The organism is Parabacteroides sp. AF14-59 (assembly GCF_003479515.1).
Classification (GTDB): Bacteria; Bacteroidota; Bacteroidia; order Bacteroidales; family Tannerellaceae; genus Parabacteroides; species Parabacteroides faecis.
The window spans coordinates 55,269-78,452 of sequence record NZ_QUHH01000031.1 but is presented as its reverse complement, the minus strand read 5'-3'; the positions used below and the strand labels follow the sequence as shown (position 1 = coordinate 78,452).

Genomic DNA, 23,184 nt, shown 5'->3' with positions numbered 1-23,184 from the left:
ATTGTTTTTAGTAATAAATGTTTTATCTGTAAACTACTTTCAGTAAAGGTCATATATAATAAGAATAAATAAAAGAGACTATTGTTTTTACTTTAGAATACAACTGTATTTGATTACAAAAACAATTGTATTCTGTTACGAAAACAATTGTTTTTGTGACCGGAAACGTATAGTCGTTTTTACAACAAAGCTTTCATCGTTTGTAGTTTGTCTTCCGTTTCCTGCCATTCGTCGTTAAGCTCTGAGGAAGAGAGCAGACCTCCTCCGGCATAAAGTGTAAGTATTTTGTCTTCGATATGCATACAACGCAGGTTGACGTACAGGTCGGTTCTGCCTTCGGGGTTCAACCACCCGATAAAGCCGGAATAATAGCGGCGGTCGTAACCTTCATGGTCCAGAATGAACCGGTAAGCATCGGCTTTTGGTAATCCGCAGACGGCAGGGGTAGGATGGAGCAAATTGAGCAGGTTGCCCAACTTATTGTTTTCACGCAAGGTAAACCTGAAATCGCTTTTTAGATGGCATAAAGCGCCGGCACGTGCCGAATACGGACCTTCCATGACCGAGTCGATACCGAGTGAAGTAAGCTGGTCGTGGATATAGGTGGCGACAATCTGCTGTTCTCTCTTATTCTTCTCGTCCCAATAGGTCGGTAGTTCGCCGTTTTGAAGCGGCTGTGTCCCGGCCAGGGCGACCGTGTTCCATGCTCCTTTTTCTCCGGAGAGGATGATTTCGGGTGTACCTCCGATCCAGGTCCCGGTCTGTGGCGTATGGCACAGATAGACATATGAACGGGTATATTGTTGGCAGGCTTTGTAAAAAGCCTTTGCAGGTGAAAAACCGGACAGACGGTTTTGTGTCAGACTGCGTGAAAGGACCAGCTTATCCAGTTTCTTTTCCTGCAAAGGTTTGATGAAGGAATCGAAACAACGGATATAATCGCTTTCCGTTTTCCATTCGGATGGATTTTCAGTTCCATTCGGATGAAATTCCAGATCCATTCGAATGGAATCCATTGGCAAGACAGCCGGTACCTCTGTTAGATCGCGGCGGATCAATACAATGGGACAATCCGGGGTGACCCGGAAAGGAGCGATCACGAATCCTGTTTGTCCGTTCAGCTCTTCTATGCTGTATAAAAGGCGGGCAGAACCGGAACTCTGCATGACGAATCGCGGGTCTTTTTCTCCCGGTATACGGTAAATTGCAAAACTCCGGCCCTGCCTGATCAGTGAATCTATTACTTCGCTTGTTTCTTCTGAACTCATTTCTTTTTTAATATACTATTCACTACACGTATGGAGGATACCAGTTTATCGGTAGAGGTAAACACATCTACGTTCCATACATGTGAAGAACGACCTTTGTGGATAATTGTTCCTACGGCGCGTACGGTATCTCCCTCATGGGCCGATGACATATGGCTACCGCTTACCTGCATTCCGACAACGATCTCGTCCGGTTTTGCCAGGATCATGGAACCCAATCCGGCAACAGTTTCAGCCAGGGCCAGTGTCGCACCACCGTGCAGGATACCGAAAGGCTGGCGTGTACGCTCGTCCACCGGCATGGTTGCTTCCACGCGGTCTTCAGAAGCATAAGTATATTGAATGCCCAGATTGCCCATCAGTGCATGTTTGGCACGTATGTTCAACTGGTCCAGAGGAACTTCCGTCGGTTTGATCGCTGCCAGGATCGCTGTTTCCACAGCTACTGCAACACCATCCATATCGTTAGCCAAAGTGGTAAAGTCCGTACAGCTTTTTACTGAATCGCGGGCGTTGCCCATCGCAACACTGGTTCCGGCAAGCTGTAACATCGGTACGTCGGCAATACCGTCGCCGATGGCTACCACTTCTTCTGTCGTGATATTCAGTTTTGCCATCAGAACGCCCAATGTATTCCCTTTGTTGATAAACTGGGGGACAACCTCCAGATAGTAATCTTCCGACCGGAATACGTCCAGTACACCGTCCAAACGTTTCTTCCAGTGATTTTCCAAACCTACCAGTTCTGCTTCATCGTCGCTGGCAAGAACACATTTGCAAGGACTGAAGTCGACAGCCTCCGGAAAATTATCGACGCCGATCACACGCATATTGTTCAAGGCGGCTTCTTCCTGCACATGTTTGTTGTCGGGTTTGTCCGTCAGGATGTAATCTTTATGGTAAGTGAAAATGGCAAAGTCGTTTTTCTTTGCTTTCTTATCCAGATAGGGCAACATTTCCGGGTTGATACGTTTTTCAAAAAGTAATTCACCCGTTTGTACATTGATGATCTGTCCACCGTTATATGAAAGAATGAAACCACCGTAATGATCCAGTTCCAGAGCCTTAGCCAGCGGCATGACCCCGTTGGTCGGTCTGCCGGATGCCAATACAATATGTATTCCCATCTGCTGAACTTTCAGTAAAGCAGCCTGGGTACGGGCAGTTATCTCTTTATTGCTGTTGAGCAATGTCCCGTCTACGTCTAAAACTAATAATTTGTACTTCATGGCTTGCTGTTTTTTTTGTTTAGATGACAAATATACATAATTCTGACTTACCTTTTTACCAATCCTTGCATGAAATATACAGATAAACCATACTATTTATCCGTTTCAGGGATTGGTTTTATTGGAATTACAAGGCCGTTTGCCGTAATATATTTGTAAAGTTCCCTGTAAAAGGCATGCTTTGTCAAGGTAGAAGCGTCTCCCAGGATGATCAACTTCATGCGGGCACGGGTGATCGCGACGTTCATACGACGAAGATCGTTCAGGAAACCGATATTTCCCTGATCATTGGCACGGACCAGGCTGATCATGATCACATCGCGTTCCTGTCCCTGGAAGCCGTCCACCGTGTGTACGGTGATCAGTCTCCGAAACGGTTTGAAAAAAGAGTTCCGCTTGATCAGGCTCCGGATATATTGTACCTGCGATTTATAGGGAGAGATCAATCCGAAGTCGATACTCTCATCCAGCACGCGTTCTTTGCTGATCTTCTCGATATAACTTTGTAGTTGTTCGATCAACAGTTCTGCTTCCTGCCGGTTGATCCGGCTCTGGCTTTCAGACTGTTGGTCTTCTTCAAAATTACAATCAGCCGTATCGAACCAGACGATAGGAGTATCGTAAGCCAGGATACCACGATATTTTACTTCCGGTGCCGCCTGCAGTTCATCCCGGTAAAACCAGTGGGATGAAAAGCGCATAATATCGTCATGCATCCGGTATTGTATTTTAAGTAGCGATACCGTTTCAGGTTTACTGATGGCTATTTTCTGCATCAGCGTGCGATCGAGTCCGCCGCGTGCCGCTTCTATACATTTGATGGTAGGAGGGAGTTGGTGGTGGTCGCCTGCCAGTATCACCCTGTCTGCTTTATTGATCGCGATCCAGCAGGCAGCCTCCAGAGCCTGTGCCGCTTCATCGATAAACAGGGTAGTAAAGTGCCGGTTCGTCAGGACCCGGTTGGCTGATCCCACTAAGGTACATGCGATGACACGAGCCTCATCGAACAGGTCCGTATCTATCTTTACTTCCAGTTCGGTGGCCCGGAAACGCAGGCGTGAAAGGCGGTTGCGGGCAGTATCTTTTTCCGCATGGCTTTTCTTGCGGAAAGAAGATTGTATGTCCCGGATAGCCTTACGGATTCCCCAAAGTTCCGGATAGTCCGGATGCGATTCGAAGCGTCGTTCGTAGGTGAATGAGAGCATCTTGTCGTTCACTCGTGTCGGATTACCGATGCGGAGCACGTTGATTCCCCTGTCTACCAGCTTTTCAGATATCCAGTCGACAGCCGTATTGCTTTGTGCACAGACCATTACCTGGTTTTCCCTGTGCAGTGTTTCATAGATGGCTTCTACCAGCGTAGTCGTTTTCCCTGTCCCGGGAGGACCGTGCACGATCGATACCTCTTTTGTTGCCAGTACATGATTGACTGCCTCTTCCTGGGTTGTATTCAACCACGGGAAGCGGACGGGGAAAAGCGTTCTTCGGGTCACCGGTGATTTCCCGAGTAAGACGTCGCGTAAATAAGCCAGCCGGTCGTTTTTCGCTTTCATGACACCGGAGAGTGCATTGAACATCGTTTTGTAGCTTGTCTCATCGAAATAAAGCTGAACTCCCAGTTCGCTGTTCACATTTTGCAGGTCGAATAAAGCGGAAGGTGTCGGCAAGACGACAACCATCCGGTCATCCTGCACATAGCTGATGACAGCCGAAAAGTTCAGGTATTTGGGTTTCCCGCTGACATCTGTCGTGAAGAAACAGACCGGACGGCCGTATTCGAAATTGTGTTCTATCTCCTTATCATCCCGGCGTTCGACTTCGACGACGAGCTGGTTCAGCGAATTGTAATAACTTCTTCCCGGAATAGCAGGATACCAGCAAACTCCCTGTTGGATACGCCGGTGTATTCCGGTCCGCTCTGTCTGCTCCCTGTACATCTCTTTTTCGTATTCAAATTCTTTTTGCAGAAGATCATACTGATGTTGCAAGTCTGCAGATGGAGTCTGAAATTGATTGATCATTATTCTTTGTTTAAGAGACCGCAAACTTACATAAAAAAAAGGAAACGGATGGGGGTTTTTCCCCTTTCTGCTGTCATAAAGTCAAACCGGAAGATCTTATTTGCCGGTAAACAGTAAAGAAATAGTTGATATATGAAAAATGTAATTCTCTTCCTGATGATTTCTTTGTTGATACTGCCTGGTTGCGGGGCAATGAGGAATATGAGCACTGAAGATAAGGCCGGCTTTGGGGCACAGGTCGGTTCTTTTATCGGCTGGATCTTTGGCGGATTGATCGGGGAGGCAATCGATGATGACGGAGGAGGTGAAATCGGTTCTTTCATAGGAACGGCAGTCGGTGGTATTGCCGGAGCGTCGATCGCAGCCAGTACGGATAATGAAACTTATGTCGAGCGGAGCAGACCGGCTAAATATACGCCATCGTCTCATGTGCTTCTTCCTGACTTGAGGATAGAAGACATCTTGCTGGATGAGGATAGCCTGACTTATAACCAAAAGATCGATGCCGGTGAAACTTGCCGTATCTCGTTCGTGATCGTAAATAACAGTTTTCAGGAAGCGGTGAATGTTGTTCCCATAGTGAAAATAAAAGAAGGGGAGCATCTGGAAATATCGGATCCTGTGCGGATAGCCAGGGTTTCACAGGATGAGCCTATCACGTATGAAGTGACAGTACGTGCCTCACAAGAGTTAAAAACAGGTGAAGCAGTTTTCAGTGTCCGTCTGGAAGAAGGACGCGGTAATGGGACAGATGAGGAAATATTTACTGTCGAAACGGTGGGCGCTGATAACTAGCTTATAAGAACCGGAAAAATCAGAATAAACGAGTATGTTTCAAAAGTTCCATTCAGCACTTTTGAAACATACTTGTCTTATATAATAATCTTTACCACTTATCGGGCAAGGATGAAATTTTCTTCCGCAGCTTCGTATTCGAATTATAATGATAATATGTCGGCTTAGAAGAAGGGAAATAATAGAGGTCCTGTGCTTTGTTGTCAATTTCAACTTTGTATGCTGGTAAAGGCAGCGTTTTCAGGCCGGACCCCGGACGGTAATATTCATCATATTCTTCCAATAAAGACATCTTCAATAAAGGAATAGGTTTGCCGTATAGTTTTTCCAGTGAATGCAGAATGTCCGGCCGGGTAACGACGAACCGCCTCGGCGTACTTTTCGCTGCGTAAATATATTCCGGTTGCACGGTACCGTCATCCGCCTGCCGGATAATTTCCACCAGAGGCTTGTCCAAATACGAACGTAGTTTCAGCATACAGACTTTTTCACCACCTGTAGCCGAGATACCGTAAGCATCCGGTTGGAGCAGTTTGCCGGGGTCCATACTAAAACCTTCCAGGCGAAGAGGCGGATGCAATTTGCTTTCTTCGTTTTTCCTATGGCTGTCACCCAGCCATTTCGGGATTGGTGACATGGATAATAATCCGGTCATAATAAATACGCTGATACAGATATAAACTCCTGTGTCCGTTATCTGTATCCACTGACCTTTACCCCAACGGCAGGGAAGGGGTTGTGGCTTACTTTCGTCTATGTGTACCCATTTCCGGCGAAGTATTCCCGCTGTAAGACAAGCTCCCCGTACTGATAACAGGAATAGCAGGAATACGACATAGATTGTTGTCGGTATCCATAATTCCGGATATTCTATATTGAAAAAGCTATCTTCACCTTCCGGTATGGTGGCCAGGAATGTTTGATAATGGTGTTCCGGGTGATGAGTTGGGGTAGAAGGAGCAAAAATCGGAGAGATAAGTCTGGTGATAAGAGTATCTGGATAACAGTAATCCAGTTTTAACGAGTCGTTGTGAGAATAAACAGAAACAGAATGTAAAGCAGGAATACCTTCCGGCTGATGGGTCCGGACATATTCGAGTGAAGGGAGCGCGCGTTCCAGTATAATCCGCAAAACGATTTTTCCAATTTCCCAAAACGAAACGGGAAAGTCAGGCCGGAAAAACCTCAAAACGAAAAGGGTCGGTTTCATTCCACGCACACAAAAATAGAACAGCGTTTGAACACCTTTAAATAGGTATTCAAACGCTGTTTTTTTATTGCAAAAAATACTCAAAAAGCCATTGTCAATTCAACGGAAATGCCTATCTTTACATAGTAATCAGAAGGGATATTTCACTAAAAAAGTGAGGTCTGCTTTCCGTGTACATTGTCGTAGTTGCATACCATCCACTCTTCTTGCTTTCGTCTGCTCGTTTTCGATGCAGAGATAGTTCGTTCTACCCTGTGGATAATCCAGCCGTTTCTATTTGCATATTCCTCTATCATCGGCAGCGGGAACATAGTTAGCATGAACTTACCCTTCACGCCTTCCAGGAGCTTCAGCAAGTCCTCCATGTTCTGTTCGTTAAAGCATCCCTCGTAATGTCCGCAGTCGCTGTTTATATACGGCGGATCGACGAAGTGAAACGCCTCCGGACTATCATAGCAGGCTATCACCTCCAAGGCGTCACGGTTCTCAATGGTTACACTCTCCAAGCGGGCACACAGATGCTCTGTGAACTCATCCTTCGCATTGGCCAGCTTCTTGGGCATACCACCATCGAAATCATAACCGAACGATCCGTCCATCATACTGGCAAAGCTCATCTTACACAATGCCCACACCGCCCATGCTCGCTGTGCCTGGTTGAAGAACTGCGGATAATTGAGTATATGTGCCGCATGGACGTGCATATCCCGGCTATGAAGCGTTTTATCGACTTCAACCTTCAGTTCCTGGTAGCATACCTTTGCCATCCAGTAGAAGGTTGTCAAGTCCATATTCAGGTCATTTATAACTTCCGCATCAGCGGTTCTCTTTGCAAACAGGACGGCAGCGCCACCACAAAACGCCTCAGTGTACATTTTGTGAGGCGGGATCAGCGGCAGGATGTGTTTAAGCATCGTTTGTTTGCCGCCATAATAACTTATCGGAGTTTTCATTTTGTCAGGAATTTAATTGTTACTACTTTTGTAGAGCCAATCACTTATAAATAAAAAAGCGACACGTCGCAGCAGAAGGCATTAAGCCCTCGGCTGTGCGGCGTGTCGCATTTTGTTAGTAAGTGATTGGCGTCTTTACTAACGGCCGGGGGCTTTATTTTCACCCCCGGAAAAATCAATTTATAAATTTAGGATTGCTTTAGCGTCGTTTTTGCATTGTTCCCGGTACGCCTGATATGTATCCCATTCCTGGCGGAATTCAGCAGAACGCTCATTATCCGGGTCTGCAAGGGAGATAAGCATGTTTGACTGGAGGGCTTCCACTTCGCTTTGAGTATAGCGTTTGCGGATCAGCCCATTCACAAAGGCTTCATAGCAGGCCTCTGTGGCTTCAATAAGTGTTCCGCCGTCCGTTTCCTCGCCTTCATAGGAATAGCCCGTTACAGGCTCGGAAAGTGGCGCAACTGCCGGTTCTTCGGCCGGCATTGGTACTGACGGAATATATTCTTCACGTCCTTCGTTCAAGTAAAGCAGATAATGCTCTGCGTCAAAATGTAGATAAGTTCTTCTTTCTTTATAAACTTGCTTATTCATAATTCTTTTTTTTAGTCATCCGGGTCGACAACCGTATAAAAACTATTGCCTCTGTCCCCGAAATTTTGTTTTATAATCTTTGCCTCACATGGATAATCCTCCAGTTCGGTCTCTTTAAATACTTTTGCCAGTGCCTCTGATCCGGTAAAACTGATGTGCTTCTCTCCAGCTTTAGCGACAGTACCATCGGGAAGTTGGATATCCTCCTTCAGGATGTACTGGATCGTTAATAACTCACCCCGATATTTGGAGTTGCTGATATCGTATGCAGTCAGTTGAATTACTTTGCCTACGATAGCTTCTATATGCAGCTTTTCGCCGTCCAGTTTGCCCTGGCCTTTTCTGATTTCTGAAAACTTTTTCATTCCTAATATTTTTAATAAGTTATTTGAGTTACAATGTGACATGAATCCCATCTCGCTGGCTACCTGAAGGCGTATCTCATCATCCGGCAACCCTCGTTTGCGCAATCGTGCCACTTTACGACAGAGCGCCTTTTTGTTCTTTTTCCGTGCCAACACATGCGTATGGTAGCTGACATATCCGATAAAGTCTACGCCCCGGCTTTCGACCGGATAAACCTGATAATTCTTTTTTATGGAAAGACGCCGGTAATCATTCAGGTAGTCATTGATTGCCACGAGCCAGCCGTGGAGCTTCTCTTTATTATCCGCTAACAGGACGATATCATCCGCATATCGGTAGTAGTACCGAACTCCATAGGACTCTTTTAGCAAATGATCCAGCTCTGAAAGGTACAAATTAGCAAAAAACTGGCTGAGATAGTTGCCGATGGGCACACCTGTATCGGCTGAGTCGATGATCCCGTCCAGGAGCCATAACAGCTCCGGGTCTTTAATCTTCTGGCGGATTACTTCTTTCAGGATTTCGTGATTTATACTGGGGTAGAACTTACGGACATCCAATTTCAAACAGTAGGCGGTTCCTTCAGGATCATCCTGTAAGTCCCGGCGAAGTTTGTTTAAGAGCGGATGAATGCCCCGGCCTTTGACACACGCATAAGTATCACGAGTAAAGTTTCGTGTCCAGATCGGCTCAATTAGCAGCATAATCGCCCAATGAACGACCCGGTCACGGAATGGGAGTTTATAAATTATTCTTTCTTTGGGTTCATAAAGCGTAAAAATGTGATAGTCCGATGTCTTGTAAGTATGGCTTAGAAGTTCCCGGCGGAGTTCCTCCAGGTTGGCTTCCAGATTTTTACCATACTCCAGAACATCGCTACGGTTACGTTTGCCGATAGAAGCGTTTTCAAACGCCTCACGTAGATTGTCGATGGAGCATATACGCTCGTAAAGGTTACCGTATCTTTTCATTTTTCTGCTTTGCTTATTCGGGAGCCTTCGAACCGTTGCCGGCCTACCAACACCCTTTGTGCTTCGTTATCTTTTGCCAAGAGGCAAGGTCTTTCCTTCAAACTCCTACAATTTCTATTGCAAAGTATAGGGGAGCCGAGACATTCGCATTCGCATTCGTGACTGCATTGTTCGAATTCGTATAAGACGACCCTGCATTCGTACCTGCATTCGCATTAGAGCCGGCAAGACGACAGCGGAGACTACTCATCCCGGAAGAAAACAACCTGATATTAGACTCGTTAGCATATTCAAATACCGGTGAGCTATGATATCACCGCAAAAGTACTGTTTTACGGGCACTTACACAAAAAAACCAAAAAATAAAAAAAATCGACCGCCTGACGGCGGAAGGAACACTCCCGCCGGGGAATAACCTTTATTTAATAGGAATGAAAAATATTTCAAAGAACGCTTCGCTTTTCCGTTTCCGCCTCGCTACGCTCGGAAGGAATGTCTTAGTTTATTACAGGGTCTTCTTTAAAGTAGCAGAGGGGAGCCGAGACATTCGCACTCGCATTCGTGACCGCAGCGTGCGAATTCGTACAAGACGACCCCGCATTCGTACCCGCATGCGCATTAGAGCCGGCAAGACGACAGCGGAGACCCTGGGAACTGGCAGCATTTGTATAAAAATAGTCTGCAAAATAAGTCGAAGCAGACCCGCCGACTTCCGTCGGAAGCATCGCAAGTTTATTCATGGAAACCCTTTTTATGTAACCTTCCGAACGGGGAAGTTCGCACGCTTTAATCATGCCGTCCAGGCTGGCGTCATTGTAAGAAGCATAAAGCGACGGCGCCACGTAGCCTTCTGTTTTGCTGGCGCCGGCATTGATAATGATACCCCGGACGATACGGTAAATGTGCCCGTACAAGTTCTTCAGCCCGAAGAAAACCGGGACTTTGGCCGCATAACGGACGGTTCCGTCGGCGTTCATAACGTTATAGGTCGCTTCGCCGCAACCGTCGCCCAGTTCGACACCGGCGGAACACGGAACGACAGGATTATAACCGTTGTAGCCGTTCCAGTCCGGCATGTTGGTAACACCGGCACCCAGTCCCCCCTGATACAGCCCGTTTGCGTCCTTTTCGGGGTTTACGGCGGTCTGAATATGACGGGTACCGAAGATGATCCGGAAAAGGTATTCGGGTACCGCTTCAGCGACATACCAGTTTGCGTCCCAGCCTTCACCACGTTTACGGGCGTAAGTGGAATAATTGCGGTAAGTGATGCCCGTCGCAACTTTTCCCAGTTGGGTGCGGTAGGTGCCGTCCCAGTCGGTTTGATTGCCGCCGCCCCGGTATTGCGCCGTTTCGTTGATTATGGAACAAAGTATCAGGTTCGTGCGGTCGACAACACCGCCGCCGATGGCTGCCGTACCACCTTCAGGGATGCAGTAACATTCTTTACCTTCGATTGGCTCGGTACTTACTGCCTCATACAGATAGTTACCTTCCTTCCAGGAAGCATAATAATGTTTGTTCCAACACCACATGTACTGGCCGTCTGTACCGTCCAGCTTCGCCGGGCTTCCGTCCTGGAATCGGTAGTGGTTTGTCGGATCAAGTTTTCTCCGGACACGGTCATCGGTGACCAGGTAACAGCCCAGTCCCAGCGTACTGGGGAGGTCACGAAGGAAGTCGATGTTACCAAAGGCTTCACCTACAGGAGTACTCAGGGTTTCGTTCCAGCGACGGCAAGCAATACGCTTGTTTACAAGGTTGATCGCTTGCAGGAGATCGACGTTCTTTGACTCTCCGGTATGATCCTGAACCTCGACAGTATAGCCTTCTATGCCGCCGCTGGTTTTGCTTAACTCATTAATCTTTTTGCCTCTGGTGAAGGCATCGGCAACCTGGATCAAGGTCGCCTCTTGTGCTGCTGTTAATGCCATAATTTTGATATTGTTTTAAATGAATACTATGTTAGTCTGATACTGCCGTCCGAATTCAGACGGATGGCACCGTCACCGGTTAAACGCATCGCCGGTTCCTGGACTTCGACATCTATCGTTTGATAGAGTTTCGTATTGTTCGTCGGAATCACATGAATTTTCGTGTGACCGGCTTTATTTATCGCCAGTTTGCCGTCCGGTTCCACATATACGGAGTCTCCACCGTTGACAGGTTGCTGATAAATCACGTTCTGAAGCACATAGGACGGAAACAGCCGGGCAGCGACATATTGAACGAATGGATTACGCCGTGTGATGACCTTATTATAGGTCAACTCCATACGAGCAGGCGCCAACAGCGCTTGGCTCATCAGGGAGGACTCGGCCGCTTTCATACTTTCGATTTGTTGATGTCCGGAGACAATCATCTTTTCAGCTTCAACGGCAGTAGCCAGCGTTTCTTCTGTGGCCGCTTTAGCGTCAGTAGTCGCCTGGGCTGCCTTTATTGTAGCACTTTCAGCCCTGGAAGTTGCCTGACTGGCGTTGCTGGCCATCTTTTTTGCGTTTTCACCTTCAGCCAGCGCTTTAGCGGCGGCGGCTGTGGCCGGCTTGCCGTCGGCCAGGCATTTCCACCAGGCAATGTCCGTCACCGGATGCCCGATGTTGTTGTCTTTGATAGATAAATAGCAACTGTCATCCGTTCCTATAAAGTCGAACATGGCATATTTGACGGTTGCGCTATAAGTGCCCTTATCCCTAAAGGCTACCTTTCCTAAAATTCTTTCTCCTTCTGCCATCTTATTTTGGATTAAAAGTTAAATTTCCCTCTGCATCGATGTTGAACATGTCAGCAGCAATCTCATCCTGGTAGTGCATAACCAGTTCCAAAGTTTCAGGGTCGATACTAAAGGTCGGATATAAAACACCCCCCTTTGCCAAGACACCCGTATCAACGTATTTTTTTAATGCAACGTCCCACTTCCACCAGTTGCCATTATCACCCATCATGGTTGGATGATCTGCCAGCTCTTTAGCCCGGTCGGATTGTGTTTTAGCTTCAGCGGTAACCGTTGTAGCCTTACCGGTAGCTTCCTCCGTTTTGCGGGTCGCTTCAATAGCTTTATCTTTTACCAGGATGGTGGCTTCCTTTACGGCGTTGGTTGTGTCGGCTGCCTGGTTCGCTTTGTTTTTAGCGTCGTTAGCGCCGGCGGTAGCCTGAATGGCGTCCGCCGTAGCTTTCACCGCTTTATCTTTTGTTTCATCCACGCTGTTGGCGGCAGCGTTGGCACGATCACCGGCGGCAATCACCTGCCCTCGGACAGCCGTAAAGTCCGCCGTGGCATCCTTCGTCTCCTTTGTTGCCTGCCGGGCTTCACCGGTGGCCGCTTTGGCGTCATCCGTCGCCGCTTTCACGGTATCCAGGGCAATATCCTGGAGAAGTGAAACCGGAGCTTCCACAACCTTCTCTACACCACCGATTTTTTTATATGCGGGAAGCGAGAATACACCGGTCAGGTCACTCACGATTTCAACCTCGGAGACACCCTGCGACTCAACACCCAGCTTTTCCAAAACCACAGGCAACAATTGAGCGGCTATATAGTCCAGTTCTTCACGCTTATATGCCATACCGGTGCCTCCTACTTATTTGAGATTATTTCGGCCACATCAGCAGCGGCGACCGGCATGATTGCCTGTCTTTCCTTTGCGGTGGTGGCAGAAAATGGTTCAAAACTTGTGTGCATACGGTCAGCCGCCTTGTCATAGCTTACGCTGCCCACGTTCTTATTCTCTTTTGAGATGGTTCCGTAAATGTTGCTAACTTCTTCACCGTTTTCTACGGGTACCAATGTCGCCCGGTAGTTTATCACTACGCCGGTGCCTTTCACTTCTGACTGGAACGCTTTCGTTCTTTTTTCTTCTACTTGTTTCATTTTTCGGTTGTATTAACAGTTTCAAGTTCTTCAGCATTTTCAGCCGGGACGGGAGTAAGTGCGCTGATTATCGCTTTTTTCCCGGCACCCAGTATATTATCCGCATCCGTGATAATGGCGATAATCACCGGACGGTAAACTTCCGGTATTTCGACCGGGTTATCATCGTAGTATATTTGCCGGGCTAAATCAGCCAGGCCAATTTCAGCAGTTGAACGGTTGATTGTGTTACCAACCGTATGCCTTACATCCATCACTTCCGGTTCCTCGAATTTCACTTCAACCGGCATTTCTTTAAAATTCACTTTCATATTCTGCATCTTTAAAATGTTAAGACCAATTGCTATCACGGAAAGCCCCGACTATCCACCCCCGGCCGAGCAGGTTCGTAGCCGGTACCGGGGTCATGAAATCTTCTATGTTTCTGCAATCTGCTATTTCTCCCCCGTTCCATTGCACCTTCCCGCCGTTTGAGTAGATATAGATATTATTATTCTGGTCATGGGCATTTACGACCGTAACCCTTTGACTTTTATCCCCACTCAATAAATATCTATATGTGCCAGCCGTCCTGATAATCACCAAATCGACAGGGTAGCCGGCAGCGTCACCTGACGTTCCATACAAGGGAATTGTATAATAGGTTTCGTTGTTGGATGACTGGGCGGAAACAAGAGATACGTAAACCTTTCCGGTTTCATTATTCAGGCCATTTACATAGAAATAGCCATAACTACCCAGTACGACCAGCGTGTTCCGTCCGGAAGCGCCAAAATTCCCACGACACCATATATTTGTTGAATACAAGCGATAATTTCGGTTTTTGGCATAGTCCCAACCTTGATGATACATGTCACCGCTGAACCACATTTTCCCGTCCGTACCGAAAGAAATACCGCCTACGGTCTTGCCTTCACTGTTTACACAGTTCAGTGATTTGAAGGAGCCGGTGACACCGGTAAGGGTGCCGCTGAATTTTCCGTCCACCGCTTCGATGGTGCCGTCCTGCAATACCTTAAACTTTGAATTGACCGTTACAAGCCCTTCAAGTTCGATCCGTTTAGCTTTGATCTTTGCCAGGTCTTCCGTCAGGTTGATATATGTTACCGGGTCTTCATAACCGGATAAATCAAACACCGTCGCCTCCTTCAGGTACCAAGTGACGACGGTATTATAGTCATCATTAGTTTGCCCGGTCGGCACATCTTTCGTCAGATAAAAAAAGTTTGTCGTCGAAAAGCTACCGGAGTCACCACAAAAGACCTGATAACGGTATTCTTTCCAGTCGCCGGTTCCGGTGTTGTCAGTGATCCACTGACTACGCCCGTTGTTTCCGGTGGCATTGCTGGCAAAATTCAGCCTGTAACCTTTAGGTACGTTGGCGGTGAAACGGGCTTCATAAACGGCGTTTACACGGGTTTGGGTGGAGAAGGTAAACCCGCCCAGTCCGGGGCTGGAATTCCCTACTACCTTTTGAATGCGTACCTGGAACACGCCGCTGTCTTTGGCCGTCTCGTAACGTGTTACCGTCACAGCCTCGCCTCCTGAATTGTTATACCGGGAAATACCATTCATACCTTTTACAAACTTCACATCTTTGTTCAGCGGGTAACCGGTAGCCTTATTGATTGAAAGCAGAAGGTTCTTATCTGTTTGCTCTATGGCAGACCAGTGACGGTTCAGGGTGACGTTTATGTCGCCCACCGTCCCGTTAAAGGTGTCTGTCAATACATAGTTCGTGAACTTCTTTTCCACGGCGTTCATACGGGTGCCCATGCTGGTAAGACTTCCGTCGATAGCGTTGGTTTTGTTCACATACGTGTCCAGTGTCCCTTCGGCGGCATTCATCCGGTTTCCCAGACTGGTGGTCGTACCGTCCAGTTTATTCAACCGGGTAGCATAGGTTTCCAGTGTTCCTTCAGCCGAATTCATACGGGTGCCCAGGCTGGTAAGTAGTCCGTTTGCTTTATCTTCAAACTTTGAAAACAGCTCCAGCTCGCCTTCGGCAGCTTTCATACGCAGTCCCAGATCAGCGACAGTATTATTTATGTCATCCGTCTTTTTTACATACAGCCCTAACGTTTCTTCAGCCATGTCCAGATCAATGCCGATCTGCGTGACGGTCGCATTTATCTTATCAGTCTTCTCACCCCACAGGCGTATATTTTCATTAGCGGCATCCAGCTCGATACCCAGGTTCGTAACCGTTTTATTAGTTGCATCTATCCTTTCCCCCAGGAGACCGATTTTTTCGGCCGTCTGCTCAAAGCGTGTGCCTACTTCGATTTTAAAATCATCTAATGGCCGGTTTGTAAGTGCCAGCACGTCGATGTAGATATCACCGGTAAACTTCAGGACAAAGTCGCCGGTTCCATCCCATGAACCGGAATATTCCAGGCTTTGGGTTTCGATGTTTTCCTCCAACGACTCAACAATAAACGGCAGGCGTCCTTCCGTCTGGTCTGACCCTTCAAAGCCGGCAGTCAATGTTCCGCCATTTTTACAAATGTATTTGAACGTCAGATACAGGACACTCGTGGCCGGTTCTGGCTTGCGTACATCGGCGTTTGCCTGGCGGATACCACTATTCTTAATCCGGAGCATGTTGCGGCCATCCAGGTTCACAATACCGGATACCTTGTCTTTTTGTGCGAAGAGGTTACGGTTGAACATTAACAGCTTGCCACCTGCCGTATATGTCCGGATCAGGTTCTCACGTTCCCATCCGTCGAGGTTCTCGGTAAAAGAGGCATTCTTCAGGAAGTTATCCTTCTCACTCATGTTATACGTCTTATTCTGCATATCGATGCGGAACAAATTCTCCATCATGTCGAGCCGGGTCTGGATGTTCTCACCGTTTTTAAAGTGGAACTCACCGATGGCATACAGGTTCTCAATGAACTGGCCGAAACCTTTGAGCCATCCGAACCAGGTATTATATATGCCGGCGAGATTCCCGGTTCTGCTTTTGATGGCATTGTCCGGGTCTGTTTTGGCGCCGTACAAAACGTCCGTATATGGGGCAAAGGCTCCAACGGTCGTGTTCATGATGATGCCTTTACGGTCAGGGTTCGTCAGGTTATCCATGCGTACCAGGACATCGCCCTTTGCAATATCGGCCACGTTCCCTGTAAAACTGTTATAGGTGATCCAGTCCAACCGGTTCTCACCCTGAGCGTCCGACCCGATGCCGCTGCCATCTACAACCAGCTCGTAATGCTTCATTACGTTATAGTCGTTTCCTGCAGCCGGACGGCCGCCAAAGCGTTGGCATTCCAGGCAGTCGTTTACCCAGAATGGATTATACAACAGGCCGCCACCGGTGTCCAAGTATATCTTTTTGTTTGGGATATCCACATGATCCACTTTCATCATGCCGGAAAAAACCGAGTTATCACCCTCGCCTTTCAGTTGATTGATGATCAGTTCAAATACACGGAGCGCTCCCCGGATCGTAACCTCATCGAATTCGGCGTAGGACTTCTTTTCTTTAGCCCCGGCAACATTCATCACTTCCCGTAGAAGGATTGCCCAGCCTTTGCCGTTCAGGAACCCGGACGCAAAATCAGGGGAGTTTACACTGTCATGAAATACACCGGCTCCTTTTACGTCTATGCCCTTTAAAAAGTGGATCAGTTCCCGTGCGGTGTCCTCTATATCTTTCCGGAGATATTTATCATCCAGTTCCCCAATGGCGGCCTCTATCTCTTTGTCAGTCCGGAGAGAGGAATACACGCTCTGATTACTGGCTTCCGCTTTGTCTCCGACACGCAGGATGTCATTGAACAACTTGCCGCAGACTCCCAGCCCCCGCATGAAATTGATATATGCTTTCGCTTCGTCCGGCTGATTTTTCAGAAGGAATTCACGCATGGAACGACGGGAAGAAAATACATTGTATTCACTCGGATCAGCGCTGTTCCAAGACTTCAGTACCTGGAGAACATCTTTATTAAGCTGCTCTTTAAAGGCAGCTTGTATCTCGGTGATGTTATTCTCCATCTTACTCAGTTTCGTGCTGCTGACGGCCATAGAACAGCCGATGTCCATTGAACACGGGTTGTTCAACTTACGACTGATTGATACGACACGACTATCCTGGTACCCGGCATCGAAATATTCACTATAAAGACGCACCCGGCGCCCTATCTTCAGGTTTATTTCCCGTTTTTCAAAGTCGACGTAATCGGTCGGTGCCTTGTAAACAGCCGTATCAATACTATATTTTTTCAAGAAATCAGCAACGGCAGCGGCCAGTTCTTCCTCGGCCAGTTTATAATACTCATCCGGCATCCGAAGGTTATACAGCACATAATCGTTTCCGGTTTTCGGGATCAGCCGGCCACCGGGCAGTTGTTGATTTTCATAAGGGTATTGGTTGATGATTTCAAACTCTTTCGTATCATTATGCCAGTTGACTTCAAAGTCCTGTCCATTGAGTTCTCCGGATTGAAATTTAACCATCTTCACCAAACCGGCGATTTCATAGTCATCAGGGTTAAACGTCAAGCCGGGATCAGTAAAATAATAGATATCACGTTCTACGTCCTCAATCATTTTCTTTTCGCTCCGGACGATACCTACCTGGCCGACACGTCTGGGATAAATATCTTTGAAGGCGGACTCTTCGGAATACTCCACGATGCCCAGGTCTGTATTCTGCTCCACATACTGGGCACCGCCGGGAAGATGTAACCGGGAACTGCCATATTTGGTACGGTCGATATTCCTGGTACTTCCAATCGGATATAACCTCGTGAAAAAAGGCGCATTGTCGTTACTGTCTTTACTGACACTTAACAAGCCTTTGCCATAGCCCAGCTCCAGCAGGTCTCCATGCTCACAACGACATAGGTTCATTGTGTAACCTTCCACCCACCACTCGGTACCGGTACCTTCAGCAAGTTTACCCAGACCATCAAAAACAGAAACGCAGTCATACTCTATATTCAGGTTCGGGGCGTCGATCACCTGGCCGATCGCCCACACGTCGCTCCCGGTTATACGGTTCATATTGTCGATAAACAACTGCAGATGCTGTGCCGGGCTATCGTTCAGTGAGAAGGATGTGGAGTTGTCACCATCTACCATCTTCAGGACGAGTCCCTTTTTTAACTTGGATTCGATGCCGTAAAACTTTACGTCATATTGGTACTCAACGGAGGATTTTTTCTGCGGGCGGTAGTTCTTTAGCAGCCAGTAGCGCTTACCCAGGAAATCCACATAGTCATTCACCTTCAGGCGGATGTATTCGAAGTGCGTAAAAGAGAGGGTCAGCACGTGGTCTGACATCAATTCCTCGTTTACGGTCGAACTATCAGCGGGAGGTACGGATGCCCGTAATGTTCCGTTTTGACTGTATATCTTAATTTCCATTTGAATACTGTTTGAACACTATTTGAACGTTGTTTAAATACTATATTGAGGGAACGGGTTCCCTGAATTTCACTTTGAACTTTGCGGCCACCGCTTCACCTTCCAAGGGCGTGAGCTGATCATATCCGGAACACTCCTTATAATACATCCGGTATGTTCGGTTCAGTTCCGGCAGCCGGATTTCCAACCAGCCGGATTTCAGTACGGCCAGGAAATCCTGATACTTTTTTATGAAGTCTGCCTTACCGTCAGCGACAATGGCGAACTGGAGTGTGACATCCCTCGCCTCAAAGGCCGGCGTTAATTTATCCGGCAGTTTCTCGCCGTCCTGCTCCCGGAACGTAACCGCCACATAGGCTTTCATCTTCGGTGGAGTCAACAGGGCGGCATAATTGGTGTTGTCACCGGCTTTGTCTTCCGTGAGGAAAGCGCCGTAATTCTTATAGACGTCGCCGCCATTGATGTAAAGTAATCCTTCCAGTATATTCATGGCTACTGTGTTTTTATACCATCCCTCCGCATCGTTGTGACTTCGTCGGAAATGGTTTTTAATTTTTCATTGCATCCGGCCGTATTCTCGGCTATCTCTCTCAGGTACTCCGTCGACTGGTGCAGCTCATCACTGACATACTGCACGTTTTCGTCTATATTTGCATCATGTTGCTGCACGGAGGTAAACAAACCTTTCAGCTCGGTGCCGGTTTCCTGATCCATTGTCTGGAATGATCCGGACTTTCCGCTTTGCTGGCTGTCTCCGTCATCCTTCCACAGATTGAACCCACGCTTTGCGGCCTCGGATTTCCAATTTTCCATAAACTCTTCGGCGTTATCCATGTCTTTACCGATGCCGGCATAGAAATCACCCATGATGTTCATAGCGTCTTTCGCTATCTGTTCCTCCGATTTACCGCTGCCATAGGCTTCCTCCAATTGCTTCTGCAGCTTATCAAATTTGCCCGCAAAAAAGAGGGAATAGGCTATCTGCCGGCCGAGGTTCTCCAGCACCTCGGCACCTTTGTCGCCGAAGCTCTCCCAGGCATCACTCCCGGTTTTGATAGCATCCACGATGCTGTCCATCATGCCGTCACCCAAAGAGCCAAAGGTATCCTGGAGATAATCCCAGAGCGCCTGCTGGGCTTCGTCGGCCTGTTCCTGTAAATCAATCAGGCTTTGCAGTAAGTTCTTATTTTCGTCCGACATGGTCTGCGTGCTGATGATCGTTTTCGCACGCTCCATGTTCAGACGGTTTTCCCCGTCAATCAGGTCAGGGTAAACTTGCAGTACACCGGTATAGATATCCTTTCCTTTGCCCCAACCAAACAAACCGGTTTTTTTATGGCCGGTCTTAACGGTGACATTATAAAGCCCACGTATTCCCTGTTCATAAGCCGTCTTTTGCTTATTGAATTCGTCCAGGCTGCCCTTCAGGTTAAAGGGGTTGAGTCTCTTTTCGGGGGCTTCACCTTTCAGTTCATCCTTATATGCCTGTATGGCATCCCGGTACACTTGCACAGCCCTGGCCGCCTTTGCAATCGACTGCTCACCGAAGATGTTCTCCGCCTCTTTCATCAGCAGGTTCTGCTGGAGTAACAGCAGGTTGTATTCCCGCTGCATGGCCAGTTTGTTGGCCGCTACTTCCGCCAGTGCCTGCTGGTGTCGTTTTTCCGCCTGGGCGCCCATGCTGAAGATGGCGGTCATGATCTGGATGGCGGCACCGACAATAGCGAGAATAACGGATGCCTTCTCGACGGCGGAGATACTTTCCCCGGCGCTCACACTTAATGTCTTTATTCCGTCAATCATGGCGATGGCACCGCCGGCAACATTACTACATGCCTGGAGAGCGGCTTTCGTCCCTTCATCCAGGAAGTCCATGCTGTCGATCATGCCATCTATCTCGGCTTTACAGCGTTTAATGGCCTGGGAGTTTTTCTTCCATTTTTTGGCATCGTCCGGAGCCTTTGTCTCGTTCTCCGCCTTCACGTATTTTATCTCGTCCTTCAGGGCGGCTACTTTAGCACGGGCGACCGCTGTCTCTTTGGAATTTTTACCATTACCCAGTTCGCTGTCATGAAGTGCCTTTTCTGCATCTTCCAGCGCTTTCTCCAATTGGGTTAGACTCATGCTGCTCAATTGGGACATCAATGCCTGGAAATAGACATCTTTCTCGGCATATACCCGGTCAAGTTCAGCCAGGTTGTCATTCTTCACCTGCTCGGCCTGCACGATGGCTGCGGCTATCTGACCGTCCACGTCGGCGTTCTCTGATGTATTGTTTTGCAGGTCATAGTATTGCTCCTGGAACTCATGGAGCATCTCACCGGCAGAACCGTCAGCATCTACACCGACACTGATAACGATACCTTTGGTGTCGGCGGCCAGCAGATCATCGGCACCATTCAGGACGTTATCAACGTATTCCTGCAGCTCTTTTTCTGAAAGCACGGTACCATCGGGCAATATCGGCGTGACAAGTATCTCCGTTTTCTTTCCGGAGGCATCCTCAATGCCATACTGGCTACTGAATACGGTAGCGATACCTTCACCGGCATCTTTCCAACCTGCTTCTACTAATTTGGCTGCGTCGATCTGGGGACGGGCGAGCAGGTCTACATTCCCGTTACCGAAAGCGGCGGTCATCTCATCGCCTATTTTTTTCAACCGGGCGGCAGAAGTTTGCGCCTGCAATTTGGCAATATCATCCTGGCTCTTTTTCTCAATATCCAGACGCTGCTGGGCGAAGTTGCGGTAGGGTTCCAGAAGTTTCTTTAAACTGTCCTCCCTGTCCTTCCGTTCCTTCTTATCCAGTTCCTCCAGTTCCCGGTCATACAACTGGGCGGCTTTCACCCGCTGGACACCGGCCTGGGCAGAGATAATCTGTTTTTCTTCGGGCTTGACTTTTACGCCGGCCTTTTTCAGCTTTTCATAGATGGCCAGGCGTTCCTTTTCTTCTTTGTCAATCCGTTGTTTCTCCAGTTCGAATTCATGCGCAGCCTGGGCACGCTGTTTGTCGTATCCGTCCTTTCGTAGAGCCAGGGTTTGCTCTTCTATTTTCATACGGGCTTTGACCTCCAGCTCGGCCAGATTATTGGCCGGTTTCTCCTTCGGGTCTTTCGGATCAGGCACGAAGTCGCCCAGTTTCGACTTTTTCTTCAGAGCGGCCAGTTCGTCCTGGAGCTTGGAGGCTTCATCCAGGTACGCTTGCTTTTCCTCTTTGGCAGCCTTGACGGCTTCCTCTTTTTTCCACTTACCGTTATTACTGTTTTTATAACCTTTATTGGAAGAGAAAAAACGGTCTACTTTACCTCCATATCCCCACCAGGTATCGTACTCTGCCTCCGGAGTGGCTTCGGCTTTATTAACCTTTTCATCTGCTTCGACGGCTTTATTCACGAGGCTCTGGGCTTTCGCCTGGAGGAACAGCATTTGAATATAGTCCTCACCCTTTTGCTGCAGCACGTCGTACCATTCACCTACCGTTTTGTAATAGCCGAACGTTTCGCCGTACTTACGATTTAACTCTTCAACCTTTACCTTTTCCTGCTCTTTGGTGCCATTAAAATCTTTTAGGGCACGTTTGGTATTATCAATCTCCACACGGGCTTTCAGCATCTCAGCACGGCCGTTCTTCTCAATTTCGACACGTTCGGCCGCTTTGGCGGCTGCTTTGGCCTGGGCATCGGAGTATTTGTCCCAGGCAATGATAAGACCGGTAACAACGACGGAAAGCCCCAGGGTAAGGGTTGCCATCAGCGCTTGTGCGGCAACGGTCGATATGCCCAGGGAAGCAGCTAACCGGGTATTGGCGGCCGTGAGCATGTTTTTCATTTTCACGACAGTCACCAGGCGAAATGCGGAGTCCTTATTCAGGGCATTCATCACCTGCTGGAGTCCCATCGTGATGGCCATGACGCTTTGCACCTTCGTCTGTATTTTGATCAGGTCTTCATTTTCGGAGGCAAAAACGCCCATCACGCCAGTAGCGACAGTAAAGCCGCCGGCCAGACCGTTCACGCCGGAGATGACTCCCTGCAAATTGGCGTCATCGTTGGCCAGGATGTTCGTTTGCGTCCGGAGATCACCGATCGTATCAGCCAGGTTGGCGGCTGCGGCTGCCATCTTCTGGTATTCCGGTGTGGTCTCTTTTCCTTCCAACCGCATTTTCGCCATCGCATCCTGCATTTCACGGAGCTGCATGGATAGACGTTTACCGGAGGCACGGGTCTGCTCGTATTCTTTCTCCACTCCCTGGAGCGCCGCTTTCTCTTCGTCCAGGCACTTTTTACAAGCGTTGATCTCAGCCAGCATTTCAGCCTGACCGGCTCCCGGCGCCATCTTGGCATATTGTTTTTCTAAATTCTTTAAATCCTGCTCTACCTGGTTGATGACAGACTTCTGCTCGGTGATTTTCGCTTTCACCTGGTCAGCGGTCTGGGCTACTTTATCACCCATAGACGTGGCTGCCTGGCCGGCTTTATCCAGTCCGTCAGTCAGTTTGTCTCGCATGATGAATTCTATCTCAACAGGTTTCAT

16 protein-coding genes are annotated in these 23,184 nt (G+C 48.1%); 1 reads left to right on the top strand and 15 read right to left on the bottom strand.

The window, feature by feature from the left end; genetic code table 11:
- Positions 1 to 179 precede the first annotated feature (179 nt).
- The 3 genes from DWW23_RS23580 to DWW23_RS23570 all read right to left on the bottom strand — a co-directional run bounded on the left by DWW23_RS23580 (position 180) and on the right by DWW23_RS23570 (position 4,518).
- Complete coding sequence (locus tag DWW23_RS23580; protein WP_122356817.1) at positions 180 to 1,268, bottom strand: isochorismate synthase; 1,089 nt, start codon at positions 1,266 to 1,268, stop codon at positions 180 to 182.
- Complete coding sequence (locus tag DWW23_RS23575) at positions 1,265 to 2,497, bottom strand: Cof-type HAD-IIB family hydrolase (protein ID WP_122356815.1); 1,233 nt, start codon at positions 2,495 to 2,497, stop codon at positions 1,265 to 1,267. Before DWW23_RS23575 ends, DWW23_RS23580 begins: the two co-directional genes overlap by 4 nt.
- A 92-nt stretch (positions 2,498 to 2,589) precedes the next feature.
- A complete protein-coding gene (locus tag DWW23_RS23570; protein ID WP_122356813.1) occupies positions 2,590 to 4,518 on the bottom strand; it encodes an AAA domain-containing protein in 1,929 nt (642 codons plus the stop codon).
- A gap of 132 nt (positions 4,519 to 4,650) precedes the next feature.
- Here DWW23_RS23570 and DWW23_RS23565 point away from each other — a divergent pair, with 132 nt between their 5' ends.
- Positions 4,651 to 5,313, top strand: a complete 663-nt coding sequence (locus DWW23_RS23565; RefSeq protein ID WP_122356811.1) for a glycine zipper family protein — start codon at positions 4,651 to 4,653, stop codon at positions 5,311 to 5,313.
- 91 nt (positions 5,314 to 5,404) lie between these two features.
- Here DWW23_RS23565 and DWW23_RS23560 read toward each other — a convergent pair whose 3' ends face one another.
- From DWW23_RS23560 to DWW23_RS23505, 12 genes are all read right to left on the bottom strand, one after another.
- Positions 5,405 to 6,445: a hypothetical protein gene (locus DWW23_RS23560; protein WP_233564435.1), complete on the bottom strand. Its 1,041-nt coding sequence runs from the start codon at positions 6,443 to 6,445 to the stop codon at positions 5,405 to 5,407.
- A 224-nt stretch (positions 6,446 to 6,669) separates the two neighbouring features.
- The gene (locus DWW23_RS23555; protein ID WP_122356809.1) at positions 6,670 to 7,476 is read right to left on the bottom strand and encodes a DNA adenine methylase; all 807 of its coding nucleotides are present in this window, start codon (positions 7,474 to 7,476) and stop codon (positions 6,670 to 6,672) included.
- 180 nt (positions 7,477 to 7,656) lie between these two features.
- Complete coding sequence (locus DWW23_RS23550; RefSeq protein WP_122356807.1) at positions 7,657 to 8,070, bottom strand: hypothetical protein; 414 nt, start codon at positions 8,068 to 8,070, stop codon at positions 7,657 to 7,659.
- Between the two features lie 11 nt (positions 8,071 to 8,081).
- Complete coding sequence (locus tag DWW23_RS23545; RefSeq protein WP_122356805.1) at positions 8,082 to 9,407, bottom strand: RNA-directed DNA polymerase; 1,326 nt, start codon at positions 9,405 to 9,407, stop codon at positions 8,082 to 8,084.
- Between the two features lie 497 nt (positions 9,408 to 9,904).
- Positions 9,905 to 11,341 (bottom strand): hypothetical protein, encoded by a 1,437-nt coding sequence (locus DWW23_RS23540; protein ID WP_122356803.1) that lies wholly within the window; start codon positions 11,339 to 11,341, stop codon positions 9,905 to 9,907.
- A gap of 26 nt (positions 11,342 to 11,367) precedes the next feature.
- Positions 11,368 to 12,138 (bottom strand): hypothetical protein, encoded by a 771-nt coding sequence (locus DWW23_RS23535; protein ID WP_122356801.1) that lies wholly within the window; start codon positions 12,136 to 12,138, stop codon positions 11,368 to 11,370.
- A 1-nt stretch (position 12,139) separates the two neighbouring features.
- Positions 12,140 to 12,970, bottom strand: a complete 831-nt coding sequence (locus DWW23_RS23530) for a hypothetical protein (RefSeq protein WP_122356799.1) — start codon at positions 12,968 to 12,970, stop codon at positions 12,140 to 12,142.
- An 11-nt stretch (positions 12,971 to 12,981) separates the two neighbouring features.
- Entirely contained in the window at positions 12,982 to 13,275 is a 294-nt protein-coding gene (locus tag DWW23_RS23525; protein WP_122356797.1) for a hypothetical protein, read from the bottom strand.
- Entirely contained in the window at positions 13,272 to 13,586 is a 315-nt protein-coding gene (locus tag DWW23_RS23520) for a hypothetical protein (protein ID WP_147382646.1), read from the bottom strand. Before DWW23_RS23520 ends, DWW23_RS23525 begins: the two co-directional genes overlap by 4 nt.
- Positions 13,587 to 13,605: 19 nt before the next feature.
- The gene (locus tag DWW23_RS26830) at positions 13,606 to 18,651 is read right to left on the bottom strand and encodes a hypothetical protein (RefSeq protein WP_233564434.1); all 5,046 of its coding nucleotides are present in this window, start codon (positions 18,649 to 18,651) and stop codon (positions 13,606 to 13,608) included.
- A gap of 40 nt (positions 18,652 to 18,691) precedes the next feature.
- Positions 18,692 to 19,141, bottom strand: a complete 450-nt coding sequence (locus DWW23_RS23510) for a hypothetical protein (RefSeq protein ID WP_122356793.1) — start codon at positions 19,139 to 19,141, stop codon at positions 18,692 to 18,694.
- Positions 19,142 to 19,143: 2 nt separating this feature from the next.
- Positions 19,144 to 23,184 carry a hypothetical protein gene (locus tag DWW23_RS23505; protein ID WP_122356791.1) on the bottom strand — a complete coding sequence of 1,347 codons (4,041 nt, stop codon included), beginning with the start codon at positions 23,182 to 23,184 and terminating at the stop codon, positions 19,144 to 19,146.